Annotated in this window: 12 protein-coding genes and 2 pseudogenes; 6 read left to right on the top strand and 8 right to left on the bottom strand. The window is 41.9% G+C overall.

All coding sequences use genetic code 11. The features are described from left to right. Positions 1-676: 676 nt before the first annotated feature. The 3 genes from kdpA (at position 677) to kdpC (ending at position 5,240) form a co-directional block, all read left to right on the top strand. A complete protein-coding gene (kdpA, locus tag NWP21_RS17390) occupies positions 677-2,380 on the top strand; it encodes a potassium-transporting ATPase subunit KdpA (RefSeq protein WP_280793634.1) in 1,704 nt (567 codons plus the stop codon). 41 nt (positions 2,381-2,421) lie between these two features. Next, complete coding sequence (gene kdpB / locus NWP21_RS17385; protein ID WP_280793633.1) at positions 2,422-4,545, top strand: potassium-transporting ATPase subunit KdpB; 2,124 nt, start codon at positions 2,422-2,424, stop codon at positions 4,543-4,545. Positions 4,546-4,646: 101 nt separating this feature from the next. Then, the gene (kdpC, locus tag NWP21_RS17380) at positions 4,647-5,240 is read left to right on the top strand and encodes a K(+)-transporting ATPase subunit C (protein ID WP_280793632.1); all 594 of its coding nucleotides are present in this window, start codon (positions 4,647-4,649) and stop codon (positions 5,238-5,240) included. A gap of 106 nt (positions 5,241-5,346) precedes the next feature. Here the strand turns inward: kdpC and rpsD are convergent, their stop codons facing one another. Continuing rightward, the gene (gene rpsD, locus NWP21_RS17375; protein WP_271732942.1) at positions 5,347-5,955 is read right to left on the bottom strand and encodes a 30S ribosomal protein S4; all 609 of its coding nucleotides are present in this window, start codon (positions 5,953-5,955) and stop codon (positions 5,347-5,349) included. Positions 5,956-6,326: 371 nt separating this feature from the next. Here rpsD and NWP21_RS17370 point away from each other — a divergent pair, with 371 nt between their 5' ends. Together NWP21_RS17370 and NWP21_RS17365 are read left to right on the top strand one after the other, a co-directional pair. Then, positions 6,327-6,503, top strand: coding sequence for a hypothetical protein (locus NWP21_RS17370; RefSeq protein WP_280793631.1), 177 nt, complete (start codon positions 6,327-6,329; stop codon positions 6,501-6,503). Positions 6,504-6,771: 268 nt separating this feature from the next. Further along, positions 6,772-7,134 (top strand): annotated as a pseudogene (locus tag NWP21_RS17365) (serine/threonine protein kinase); the annotation flags it as partial. Between the two features lie 587 nt (positions 7,135-7,721). On the opposite strand, the gene NWP21_RS17360 reads toward NWP21_RS17365, so the two are convergent. From NWP21_RS17360 to NWP21_RS17335, 6 genes are all read right to left on the bottom strand, one after another. Then, entirely contained in the window at positions 7,722-7,937 is a 216-nt protein-coding gene (locus tag NWP21_RS17360; protein ID WP_280793630.1) for a hypothetical protein, read from the bottom strand. Positions 7,938-7,996: 59 nt separating this feature from the next. Then, positions 7,997-8,491, bottom strand: a complete 495-nt coding sequence (locus NWP21_RS17355) for a DUF3368 domain-containing protein (protein WP_280793629.1) — start codon at positions 8,489-8,491, stop codon at positions 7,997-7,999. Further along, on the bottom strand, positions 8,488-8,733 hold the full coding sequence (locus NWP21_RS17350) for a UPF0175 family protein (RefSeq protein ID WP_280793628.1): 246 nt from the start codon (positions 8,731-8,733) through the stop codon (positions 8,488-8,490). Before NWP21_RS17350 ends, NWP21_RS17355 begins: the two co-directional genes overlap by 4 nt. A gap of 164 nt (positions 8,734-8,897) precedes the next feature. Further along, positions 8,898-9,134, bottom strand: coding sequence for a hypothetical protein (locus NWP21_RS17345; RefSeq protein WP_271732950.1), 237 nt, complete (start codon positions 9,132-9,134; stop codon positions 8,898-8,900). Between the two features lie 138 nt (positions 9,135-9,272). Further along, positions 9,273-9,521 carry a hypothetical protein gene (locus NWP21_RS17340; RefSeq protein WP_280793627.1) on the bottom strand — a complete coding sequence of 83 codons (249 nt, stop codon included), beginning with the start codon at positions 9,519-9,521 and terminating at the stop codon, positions 9,273-9,275. 5 nt (positions 9,522-9,526) lie between these two features. Beyond that, positions 9,527-9,880 (bottom strand): XisI protein, encoded by a 354-nt coding sequence (locus NWP21_RS17335; protein WP_271732953.1) that lies wholly within the window; start codon positions 9,878-9,880, stop codon positions 9,527-9,529. A gap of 399 nt (positions 9,881-10,279) precedes the next feature. On the opposite strand from NWP21_RS17335, the gene NWP21_RS17330 reads away from it, so the two are divergent. Beyond that, positions 10,280-11,632: an OB-fold nucleic acid binding domain-containing protein gene (locus tag NWP21_RS17330; RefSeq protein ID WP_280793626.1), complete on the top strand. Its 1,353-nt coding sequence runs from the start codon at positions 10,280-10,282 to the stop codon at positions 11,630-11,632. A gap of 105 nt (positions 11,633-11,737) precedes the next feature. On the opposite strand, the pseudogene NWP21_RS17325 reads toward NWP21_RS17330, so the two are convergent. Continuing rightward, a pseudogene (locus tag NWP21_RS17325) lies at positions 11,738-12,361 on the bottom strand (DUF4336 domain-containing protein); the annotation flags it as partial. Positions 12,362-12,501 lie beyond the last annotated feature (140 nt).

Genomic DNA, 12,501 nt, shown 5'->3' with positions numbered 1-12,501 from the left:
ATTACGCCGGATTTGTACCAACGCCACGCAGTTCTATAACTTATCCCTACCTTTTTTGCATAATCAGATAGTTTCATTCATTTAATAATCGTACATTCATAATATTATACTACAAATGTACATAAATGACTATAAATTCATCAAATTATTGTAGACCAAATCCAGCCAGTAGGCTCCAGACTCCATGAACTTTTGATTTAAGATCCGTTCACCCCTTTACAAACTTTATATAATCCATCAGATATTATTGCTAATTTTCCTCATATTTCCTTAGTGTTTAATCCATATAAGTTAATATTTTGAGGGAACACACCGAATAGGGAATAGGGAATTGGTGTGTACTTCATGGGCCTGAAAAAGGCTTTAATACTATTTTGATATGAATAGGTGGCTGAGTTGTTGTGGGGTGAGTATTTGCTCCTGTTCCTCCATCCAGACTTGAAGCTGTGGGGGGTTGAGACCCCTCATAGCTTGATGGGGGTGAGTGAGAAAAACAAGTTTTTTAATCTCCATATCAGAGTAGATTTTCAGTATTTCTGACGGAAACTTGAAAAAGAATATGAAAAATAGTAATAAGGGAGAAACCAAATCATTTGGGGTTATATATAAGAGACCGGGGAGTATGGGGTTTATATGTATAAAATCTATCATTGAAATTGAGTTGGGTGCGAAATAGATGGGACAAAGTTTTTTGCAAATCGGCGTAACGCTGTGTATTGTGATCGTGATCGTGCCAGTTTTGGGAAGGTACATGGCGCGTGTTTTCCAGGGAGAAAGAACGCTGCTGGACTGGTTAATCAACCCTATAGAGCGTAGCTGCTTAGTTTTAATTGGTGTGGGTAGCAAAGATGATGCCTACGGCGGTAAGCCGCAGACGGTTGGGGAATATATTCGCGCAGTGCTGTACAGCAACCTGTGCATGGGTACTTTAGTATACCTGATAATATTTTATCAGAGATTACTACCTTGGAATCCCAATGATTTTGATGCGCCTAGCTGGGATATATTGCTGCACACAGTTGTTTCATTTGTGACTAATACTGGACAGCAACACTACACTGGTGAAACAACCTTAAGTTATTTTAGCCAAGTAGCAGCTTTAGGCTTTTTGATGTTTACCTCAGCCGCTACAGGTTTAGCGGTAGGAATTGCTTTTATTCGGGGGTTAACAGGCAAAAAATTAGGGAACTTTTACGTTGATGTCACTCGTGCCATCACGAGGATATTACTACCAATGTCAATTATAGGGGCGATCGCTCTAGTGTTCTGCGGTGTGCCGCAAACATTAGCTGGAACCTTGGTTGTAGAAACCTTAGAGGGAAGAACCCAATATATTGCTAGGGGGCCAGTAGCCTCCTTTGAGATGATTAAAATGTTGGGTGATAACGGCGGCGGTTTTTTTGGCGTTAACTCAGCCCACCCCTATGAAAATCCCAATGGGGCTGCTAATTTAATCGAAACCATGGCCATGATTGCCATTCCTGCATCCTTAATTTACACCTATGGCATATTTGCCAAAAATATGAAACAGGCCTGGCTGCTGTTCTGGATGGTATTTGTAGCCTTGATGATTCTGATTTGGGTGACAGTAACCGGAGAACAACAGGGTAATCCCCTGGTAAATGGCACATTGGGATTAGAACAGCCGAATTTAGAGGGCAAAGAAATTCGATTGGGTTGGGTAGAAACAGCACTCTGGGCAGTGATGACTACAGCCACCATGTGCGGTGCGGTGAACGGGATGCATGATTCATTGATGCCCGCAGGATTATTTTCCAGTTTATCGAGCTTATTCCTGCGCATTATCTGGGGAGGTCAGGGAACTGGGACAGCTTACCTATTTACTTACCTAATTTTGACTCTGTTCTTAGTAGGGTTAATAGTGGGGCGCACTCCACAATTTTTAGGGCGGAAAATTGAAAGAAGAGAAATCATCCTTGGTAGTGTGGTGGTGCTGATTTATCCCATTGTGGTTTTAATTCCCAGTGCCATTACATTAGCTTATCCTGTTTCCCTGTCTGGAATTACTAACCCTGGATTTCACGGCATTTCCCAAGTAGTTTATGAATATGCGGCTGCTGGTGCCAATAATGGGTCTAGTTTACAGGGATTGGATAATAACAGCCTGTGGTGGAATTTAAGTACCTGTTTAAGTATGTTTGCCGGGCGTTACATTCCGATTATTGCCATTTTGCTGTTAGCTGACGGTATATCTCGTAAACCAAAAGCAGTAGAAACCGCTATTACCCTCAAAACAGATTCGCTTTTATTTACCGTAGCGACGGCTGGATTAGTGGTGATTTTGGCAATGCTGGCTTTCTTGCCAGTATTGGCGTTGGGCCCGATTGCCGAGGGTTTCAAACTAGCTGCGGCTAGTTAAAAGATTGGTTATTAGTCAACATTTCCTGAATATGAGATAAAATGAGCGTTGCACCTACCTCTAAAGGTAAATCATCACGTTTTCGTCCTGGCGTGGAGGGAACTTTACCTAGTCATCGCCGCCCCTCCCGCAAAAAAGCTAAGATAAATCGCAAAAAACTGTATATCAGAGCCTTGAGGGATGGTTTTATCAAGCTGCATCCCGGGTATGCCGTCAAAAATCCAGTCATGTTTTTGGTTTGGCTGGGGACTGTTGTTACCCTAGTATTCACTATTGCGCCCAACTTATTGGGTTCATCCCCGGAAAATCACCCACGTATTTTTTACGGATTGTTGACAGGAATTTGCTTTCTCACGGTTTGGCTGGCTAATTTTGCGGAAGCATTGGCACTGGGATGGGGGCAAGCCCAAGCAGATGTATTGCAAACTACAAAGTCAGAGGCGATCGCCAAAAAACTGGCTCCTGATGGCACAATTTGCCAAGTTCCTGGCACCAGTCTGAAAGCAGGTGATACCATATATTTGGTAGCTGGGGATATGATTCCTGCTGATGGTAAAGTGATCATGGGTACGGCCTCGGTGGATGAATCAGTAATTACCGGTGAAACTGTACCAATACTGAAAGAATCAGGGAGTAATATTGCCAGTTCGGTGATCGGTGGTACCCATATCATCTCTGATGAACTGATTGTTCGCATTACATCCAACCCAGATCAAGGGTTTATTGACCGGATGATTGCTTTATTAGCAGGAACAAAACGCAGTAAAACACCGGGTGAAATTACCTTGATGATTTTTCTCGGTGTTTTGAGTTTAGTTGCTCTGTTAGTCGTGGCTACGTTGCCGGCTTTTGCTTACTATGTGGGGAGTCCTGTCAGTGTACCTATTTTGATAGTCCTGCTGGTGGCGCTGATTCCCACCACCATGGGCGGATTATTCAATACCATTAGTATTGCTGCTATGAATGGGGTTGCCCAATTTAACATCATTGCCACCTCAGGAGAAGCCCTGGAAGCTTGTGCTGATATCACCACCCTGATTCTTGACAAAACCGGGACAATCACCTTTGGCAACCGCTTGGCACAGCAATTTATTCCCCTCAATGGCCATTCATTAGAGGAGATGGCTAATATTGCTTTGGCTGCCAGCGTATTTGATGATACATCTGAAGGGAAATCAATTACCCGAGTGGCACAAAGCTTAGGCGGACAAATTGATTTTGACCTCAACCAAGCCCTAGGGGTAAAATTTTCTGAGGACACCCGCATGAGTGGCACAAACTTCGAGCGGGGACATAAAGCTCGCAAGGGAGCGGTAACAGCAATTAAAGAATTTATTCGTTTGGGTAATGGACAAGCACCTCCAGAATTGAATTCTGTCTGCGAAAAGATTTCCCAACAGGGAGGTACACCGCTGGCGGTTTGTCTAGATGAGGAAATTTATGGTGTGATTTACCTGAAAGACATAATTAAGCCGGGTATCTGCGAGGCTTGTCAGCAGTTAGGCTACATGGGTATCAATACTATATTACTGACTGGGGACAACCTGATTACGACATCTGTGATTGCCAACCTTGCAGGAGTTAATGACTTTGTTGGTGAAGCGACACCAGAGGATAAAGTCAGTATTATCCACGCAGAACAAACAGCAGGTAAAGTGGTAGCAATGATAGGAGACGGCTATAATGATGCTGCTGCGCTCCTTAAAGCCGATGTCGGCGTGGTCATGAATACAGGTAGTCAAGCTGCTAAAGAAGCAGCCGATATCATAGATTTGGACTCTGACCCCACAAAGCTGATTGATCTAGTGAGCATTAGTCGGCAATTAGTAGTTACCCGTGGTGCTTTGACTACATTTTCCCTTGCGAATGATATTACTAAATACTTTCTAATTATCCCATTCATTTTTACCGCTGCTCATCTGCAGGGTTTAAATATCATGAATTTATCCAGCGCGAATTCGGCTGTCATATCCATACTGATTTATAATGCTGTGACGATTCCGGCTTTAATTCCCTTAGCTTTGAGAGGTGTACAGGTAAAATATCTGCAAACTAATCAACTGCTGCTGCGCCATCTGTTGATTTATGGTTTGGGTGGAATAATTGCACCTTTGCTTGCTATTAAATTCATAGATATGCTCATTGCAACCACCGGTTGGGGATAGAAAATCCCAAGGTTCTGACCCTATGGAAAACCGCTCAGGGGTCTACATCTGTGGTCAATTAATTCTTTTCTGAACTAGAAACTCACCGCCGATAAATTTTTATGAATTTTATTCGTGAAACTATCACAGCTTTTCGCATGACCTTAGTGGTTTGGTTACTAACGGCAATCATCTATCCTCTGGGGATATTGGTCATAGGTCAAGCCTTCTTTCCTTTTCAAGCCAATGGCAGCGTTATGGTAAATTTAGACACTCAACCAATTGGTTCAGCTTTGATTGGTCAGACATTCACATCTGAGGGTTATTTTCACGGTCGTCCCAGTAGTGTGAGATACAGCCAAGGAAAACAAGCCAGCCCCACTGGGATATCAGGAGGAAGTAATTTTGCTCCTAGCAACCCGGCACTGTTAGAGCGAATTTTGGAACGGGCTACTGAATTACAAGAGGAAAATATTCAACCGCTGGCTGATTTAATTTATGCTTCTGGTTCTGGCTTAGACCCACATATTTCTTTGAGAGCAGCCCGCCAACAGTTGAGCCGAGTGGCTCTCGCCCGGGATGTGAAAGAGGATGAAATAATACCTTTAATTAACCGATATACTGATAATAGATTTTTAAGGGTTTTTGGGGAGCCGGGTGTTAATGTTTTGCGATTGAATTATGCCCTTGACTTACAAGACATTAACTCTCAATAAAAATAGGTGATGGGTCATTGGTCAGCCCCTCTCCTTGATCGGGAAAGGGGCGGCGATGAGATTGGGTAATTGATTCAATCCGCAATCCAATGACTCGGTAAAATAATTAGGCTTGACGTGAGTAGTATTCCACCACGAGCAGCTCATTGACTTGTAATGCTACCCATTCTCGTTCAATAACGCCGTTAACCTTGCCAGTTAACTTAGCTTTGTCAAATTCCAGATGACTGGGGAGATTGGCTAATCCAGGATATTGCAAATTGGCTTCTACCAATTTCCGGGAAACTTCGCGGTCTCTGACTGCAACGACTTCCCCGGGACGACACTGATAACTAGCAATGTTGACTCTGCGACCGTTAACTGTTACGTGACCGTGATTTACCAGTTGGCGGGCGGCTGGAATGGTGGGAGCCATCCCCAAACGAAAAACGGTGTTGTCCAGGCGCATTTCTAGCAGTTGTAGCAGCACTTGTCCGGTGGAACCGGTGACGCGTCTAGCTTTACGTACATAGCGCAACAGTTGCTTTTCGGTTAAACCGTAGTTCATCCGAATCTTTTGCTTTTCTTCTAGACGAACTGCATACTCAGAGCGTTTTTTGCGGTTCTGACCATGCTGTCCTGGTGGATAGGCGCGTCTAGCACTTTTACGACTTAATCCTGGCAATTCGCCTAAGCGACGTACAATTCTGAGGCGTGGCCCTCTGTATCGGGACATGAGTTTCCTTAATCTATTCCTGTTAACTTTTAACTAGACATTGAATTTTGACACTTTCCTGATTATACATCAGGAAATTCCTGGCGATCTGAAACTGCTGAGGAAGTTATAGCCTTTGTCGATCTCATGAGTCAGTTCCTGGACTTCTAGCTAAATTATCCTAGATTATCTCTGATTATGTGAGAAGTCGGGGATCTGTGTGACACCGAAGATCATGTATTGGATTATCTTGACGGGATGCGATAGCGCGATCGCTGCTGTTAAAGGCGATCGCTCTGGGTTGAAAAATTCCGTTTGATGCTACACGGGGAGCCGGGGGTGAGAAACCCCCGTCTCAAAGCTAAAGTCAGATAAATCTGACACCGAAGATCATGTATTGGATGGTCTTGACGGGATGCGATAGCGCGATCGCGGTTGTTAAAGGCGATAGCGCGATCGCTGCTGCAAGCAGTTCGCGTAACACACAGGAAATTTACCCAGATATCATAAATATTCAACCCAGTACCGGCGAAATAGTTTTATATTCCCAAAAATCTATCTTTAGATAGATGACAAGATTGCCTAAATAGTCATACAGAGGCTTAGATATCAAAAAAATATTTATTTACATATAAGAAATTAAATGTGATATTATCAGTCTAATTTGATTCAAAATACCTTAAATATCGACTAGTTTTCACTAACATTGGGGCGTTGCTTAACAATTGAGATAGCAAATTCTACTCAAATATACCTGAGTCGCTATCTGGTTAGGCGACCCACATAAAGTTAATTTTGTCAAGGATTATTAAGATGCACTTACCCTGGTTGAACTATACCCTCACCGGACATTCATCTGTGGTTATTTCAGTAGCCTTCAGCCCGGATGGTCGCACCTTAGCTTCTGGAAATGGGGATAGCACGATCCAACTGTGGGATGTTGCCACCCAAGGGTCAATCGCCACTCTCACCGGACATTCATATGGGGTTTTGTCAGTAGCCTTCAGCCCGGATGGTCAAACATTAGCCTCTGGGAGTGATGATGAAACTATCAAAGTGTGGGATGTCGCCACCCAAGGGTCAATCGCCACCCTCACCGGACATTCAGATGGGGTTTGGTCAGTAGTCTTCAGCGCGGATGGTCGCACCTTAGCTTCTGGGAGTGATGATGGCACCATCAAGATTTGGCAAAGGCGTTAATTACAGCGCATTTCATCTGAGTAGGTACAAGGGCGGGCACCGATGCCCACCCCACAAGATTTATGATATTAAGGTGTGTACTTTATTTACTTGAAAAGTGCTGTAAGCTATAGAGATTCTCACAAGAAAATCGCAAAAAAGGCACGGAAGCCAGGCTTTAGACAGTGAGGGAGGAGGCGATCGCTTACAACAGTCTGGTAATTTCCTGGGGCGAAATTTCCCGCCTAGCATCTCAAAACCAACCAGACGCGCAACAAGGACAATTGTTTTAACCACCTTATACATATCCCCCACTTCTCGACAAAATTAAAACTAATTCAACACCCCCATATATAGCCTATCTATTACCCGGATCTTTCTTAACATTCGTGAGAGCGATCGCTCGCAAACCCACAAACCTTAATCCTCCGTTGATGATTCTCAAGAAAATAAGGGTTTTATCAAGAGTAGGGAAATTTTCAAGCGTTGAAACCATTACCACATAAATGTTTCAAGATTATTAAGAAAGATGTGGGTAATGCATAGCTTTGTCACGGGAGGGGTTGGGGATCGCATATTTTCTATAGCTAACAAAGTAATTAAAAAAATTAAACTACCCAGTTTGCCCCTCTAACGCGATTCGCACGGGCTATAGTTTGCATTAGTGTGTGATCTTTCATGGGTTTATGTAGGTAAATAGTAGATAAAGTTGGTACATCAAAACCTGTTAACCACATGGCACAAACAAACACTAAACGCAGGGGATTTTCTCGATCTTTAAATTGATATTCGATATCATGACCTTGAGCATCAAGGGTATTCATTATGTACAAATTTTAACAGTGGGCTGGTTAATTTTGTCATTTCTCCTGATAAATAAGTTTTAAATTTCGTTAGATGCTTGTAATACAACAGTGTATAATTGAGGATTAACTCTAAAGTTGGCCTGGGTAATTAACTGATCAATCAATGGTTTAATAGCTGGAATTAGTTCCTGTTTTTTGGCTTGTATTAACACTCCCAACAGACCTGTTATATTTATTCCATAATTGGTAGCTACTATTCTTCCTCTGCGTTCATCCATTAACAGCAAATCAGCTTTCATTTCTAAGGATAAAATAATGGCTTCAGCTTCTCCCAAGTGAATACTTTGATTATTTTCTTGAATTTCTGTCAGTAGAGAATTAATAACTGTCTGTGTGTGTATCCAAGATAAAGTTTGTACTTCTACTGCACCAGGGACAATTTTATTTATGTCAACCATTTCGTTATATACAGCTTCCGGGATGATCACCCTACTATACAACTGTCGCAATAAATCTAACTGACCAATTGCTGTTAAGTTTGTAATTGGTGATGTATCGCTAACTATAATCACAGTAAACCCATTGATTGCAGTGTCTTGATATCAGATTGAAAATCTTCAACATCATAGTTAATGTGTAAACCTCGTTTTGCTAGTTGATGCTGAAATTCTAGGACTGTGATTCCTGTCCATGCTCGGACTTTACCACTGCTAATTTTACCTTGTTGGTAAAGCAAAATGGCAATTTCTAATTTGAGTTCGTCTTCAGTCATGTTTGAAGCTCTAAGGATATCATTGGGAATTATGACACTCATTTGAGAAAACTCCAAGTCCTAATATATGTTTATTCTAATTTTTCTCTCATGCTGGGTGGGAATTGAATGTCTAAGTATTCTACTGAAAGTTTACCAGAGATGAGACGAGTTAGGAGGCGATCGCGTGTTTGTTTGAGAATATTATTTACTTTATTAATACTTCATTATTTTTCCAGCAAACGTTGTTGATACTCATTCTGCGGTTCATGATTTAATATAGATAATTGATCAACCTTTTCAAACCACCGCTTCCACCTATCCGTTAAAGATTCTGAAGATTGAACATTAACTGCTTGATTTTGCTGTTGTGCAATCAAGAAATCAATAAACTCATCTACCCTCGATACCAGAGGATCTGGTAATTGTTGTAACTTATTAACCACAACTTCACGAGTATTCATAGATTTATTCCTTTACTCTTTACTTAATGATAAGCTAATTATCCCCCGCAATCTCTTTAATATAGTCATCCTATTTGACTTGAGAAATTATCACTGAGGAAAGGGAACAGGGAACAGGGAACAGGGAACAGAAATTGTTCATGAATCATTTAGGATTGCTATATTATGTGCAATAATCCCCTCTAACAAATGCACCTCTTGATTTAACTCTAAAATCTCCTCAATAAACTCCTCTTGCGTTTTCCCATCTTCCTCTATCACCACCCCCACATACCGCCCAGGATTTAAAGAATAATCCTGTTCCTTCACTTCCTCCAAAGTTGCCAACGCGCATATTTTTAGATTATCTGGGTTTATACGGAGTCGTGCAAGATTTGAGTCCCCCATGCTCCTCATGCGGTAGCAAATTCTGTCAAACCCCGTTTATTGGGATGATGAAAGCCTAAAACAATATCACTTTGGGGTATTCCGGCTGATAATAAGTCGTCAACAACACATAAATTTGTTGCGTCTTCTTCTACCCAAATTTTGCCATTTTTAATGCACAGATACATGATGATATGCTGGACTAACTTTTTATCATCCCAGCCAAACCGAAACCAAAGATATTGGTCTCTTGCTTCGTCAAAAGCCAAGCGATCACTTGCTTCAATTTCTCGATTTTCTCTATCTTGATTCTTGGTCATTTGATAATATTCAGTCAATATTTTCTGAATCGCCTCACGGTATTTTTCTAGCTTATCCATTGTTTTATTACCTCCTTTTCCATATCTACAACTATTAACAAAACGTTATTTTCATTACTTACTACCTGTACAGATTTTCAGCGACTTGCCCACAAAACTCTTAATTTCTACAACAATCTTTTGTCCATAGTAAATTGAGTAATTAACACTTTCATTCTAAAAAATTTTAAATGCCAGTCACAGCTTTATTATCATAAACTCGCCTCTACCCTGCTTCTCCTCTCCCTTGCTCCCTCTTTCCCAGCTCTAAATGTCTAGACTTGTCTATGATTTATATAGCAGTTGATGAAATGCGATCGCCCCTAGAAGCAGCTATAGAAAACCGCTCAAAGATCAAGTAGTGTTAGACTGCAAAAGCACCAACACCTTAAACTGGGTATAGATGATGGGTGGGTAAAAATGGTCAAAATCACTGGACGTAAATTTGTAGGTGGAGAAAATGTTTATGATATTGGGGTTGAGGGTGACCATAATTTTGTGATTAAAAATGGTCTCATAGCCTCTAATTGTTTCAATAAGTCCCATTCCACCGCCTATGGATATGTAACTTATCAAACTGCGTATTTAAAGGCTAATTATCCGTTGGAGTATATGGCGGCACTGTTGACGGCGAACAGTGGCGATACGGATAAGGTGCAGAAGTATATTAATAACTGCGCTAATATGGGGATTACAATAGATGCCCCGGATATTAATCGTTCTGGTCTGGATTTTACACCGATAGATGGAAAGATTTTATTATTTGGATTTACAGCGGTGCGGAATGTGGGACAAAATGCGATCGCCTGTATTTTGTCAGCGAGAAATGAGGGGGGTGATTTTAAGTCCCTAGCTGATTTTTGCGATCGCGTGGATTTGCGTGCTATTAACCGGCGGACTGTGGAATCTTTGATCCAGTGTGGAGCTTTTGATAAAATTGAATCAAATCGTCACCAATTAATCCGTGATTTAGAACTAGTTTATGATTGGGCGCAATCCCGCGCCAAAGATAGGGCTATAGGTCAGGGTAATCTTTTTGATTACTTAGGTACTAGTAATACTACTAGTAAGCAAACAGGGAACAATAGTTTTGAAACAGTTCCTAAAGCTGACCCTGTGGCTGATTTTATGCCCCAGGAGAAGTTACGCATGGAAAAGGAATTACTGGGTTTTTATGTATCAGATCATCCCTTAAAGTCCTTAAAGCCAGCAGCATCGCTGCTGACTCCGATTAACCTTTCACAATTTAAAGAACAAACAAAAGATACAAAAGTTTGTGCCGTGGTGATGCTAAACAATGTCAAAAAAGTGATGACTAAGAAAGGCGACCAGATGGCAATTTTACAAATAGAGGATTTAACTGGACAATCGGAAGCGGTGGTTTTTGCCAAAACCTATGAACGCATCAGTGAGCAACTGGAAGTTGATGCGAGGTTAATTGTCTGGGGTAAAGTAGATCGGCGAGATGATCAAAATCAACTGATTGTTGAAGACATAGAAAGAGTTGAGCAAGTGCAAATGGTGATGGTGGAACTGAATCCGCAACAAGTAAGTGATATCCAGACCATGCATAATTTAAGGACGATTTTACAAGAACATACAGGGGACAAAGAAAGGGCAAAAATTCCGGTGGTGGGAATTATACAATCAGAAACTGCTCGGGAATTGGTTCGCTTTGGTTGGCAATATTGCGTTCAAGATTCTCAGAGTACAGTGGAAGCTTTGCAAAATGCTAGATTTAACGCAAATATTAAATCCCTCACAGGCAGTTAATAAAGCCTTTTTCAGGCTCATGAAGTACACACCAATTCCCTGTTCCCTGTTCCCTGTTCCCTATTCCCTTTCCTCACTGATAATTTCTCAACTCAAATACGAGTCCTATATTTTCTCTTGAGGTGGCTTTGCAATACCTTGCTTGAGGAGAGTGGCCTCAATTTCCCTGATGAATTGCATATCTTCGGGGGAGAGGTGCTGGTTTAGGTTTCCAGAATCTTCGCTGAAAGGGGGTTGCTTGTGGAGAAAATCGAATGCTTGGCGGAATTGATGGGGACTGGCTGAAATAGGGGAGTCAAAATGACAAGCAATAATCTGGCGAAAATCCCAGGTTGCTACTTGTTCAGCCCACGTTAGGACTTGTTGAGGTGCTTGGGGTAAAATGAGAACTTGGAGGATGGGGGCTACAAAGGGTCGTCCATTACCTTGGAGGGTATAGAAAGACTTTTGCCAATCTTCTCGCCACCGAAAGGGAAATAAACCAAAGTAAGCTTTTGGTGAATGGTCTGGTGCTTGGAAAGCATCCCGTAACATTTCCCCTAATCCAGTGGTTGCTAAGGAATGAGGACTAAAGTAGACTGCAAATAGTGAAATACGTTGCCATCCCTTGCGGCGATTTTCTGGATGATCTGTGATGGCTTCCCCTGCATGATCGCGAGCATGGAATAGTAAGGGGTAAGGGTCTAATTGGGTGATTGGGGGTGGTTCTTCGGGTATGGACAGTATGGATTGATACTCCCCACGGCTAGAAGCCGGGGGATTCTTGAATAGCCCATAAACGAACTTTCAATGGTGCTATCAAAGACACCCTACTGACTCCACTTAGGTCTAAACCTAGTTTGATCGCTACTTTAGCTAAAATATTAGCT

Source organism: Anabaenopsis sp. FSS-46, assembly GCF_029891665.1.
In the GTDB taxonomy this organism is placed as follows: domain Bacteria; phylum Cyanobacteriota; class Cyanobacteriia; order Cyanobacteriales; family Nostocaceae; genus Anabaenopsis; species Anabaenopsis arnoldii.
The sequence above is the reverse complement of the archived record's forward strand: the minus strand, read 5'-3'. Positions and strand labels throughout refer to the sequence as shown.

Excerpts from the sequence above, each read along its gene's own strand:
- kdpA (WP_280793634.1), top strand. The coding sequence starts at position 677 with ATGGGACAAAGTTTTTTGCAAATCGGCGTAACGCTGTGTATTGTGATC.
- kdpB (WP_280793633.1), top strand. The coding sequence starts at position 2,422 with ATGAGCGTTGCACCTACCTCTAAAGGTAAATCATCACGTTTTCGTCCT.
- kdpC (WP_280793632.1), top strand. The coding sequence starts at position 4,647 with ATGAATTTTATTCGTGAAACTATCACAGCTTTTCGCATGACCTTAGTG.
- rpsD (WP_271732942.1), bottom strand. The coding sequence starts at position 5,955 with ATGTCCCGATACAGAGGGCCACGCCTCAGAATTGTACGTCGCTTAGGC.
- NWP21_RS17370 (WP_280793631.1), top strand. The coding sequence starts at position 6,327 with ATGTATTGGATGGTCTTGACGGGATGCGATAGCGCGATCGCGGTTGTT.
- NWP21_RS17360 (WP_280793630.1), bottom strand. The coding sequence starts at position 7,937 with ATGAATACCCTTGATGCTCAAGGTCATGATATCGAATATCAATTTAAA.
- NWP21_RS17350 (WP_280793628.1), bottom strand. The coding sequence starts at position 8,733 with ATGAGTGTCATAATTCCCAATGATATCCTTAGAGCTTCAAACATGACT.
- NWP21_RS17345 (WP_271732950.1), bottom strand. The coding sequence starts at position 9,134 with ATGAATACTCGTGAAGTTGTGGTTAATAAGTTACAACAATTACCAGAT.
- NWP21_RS17340 (WP_280793627.1), bottom strand. The coding sequence starts at position 9,521 with ATGGGGGACTCAAATCTTGCACGACTCCGTATAAACCCAGATAATCTA.
- NWP21_RS17335 (WP_271732953.1), bottom strand. The coding sequence starts at position 9,880 with ATGGATAAGCTAGAAAAATACCGTGAGGCGATTCAGAAAATATTGACT.
- NWP21_RS17330 (WP_280793626.1), top strand. The coding sequence starts at position 10,280 with ATGGTCAAAATCACTGGACGTAAATTTGTAGGTGGAGAAAATGTTTAT.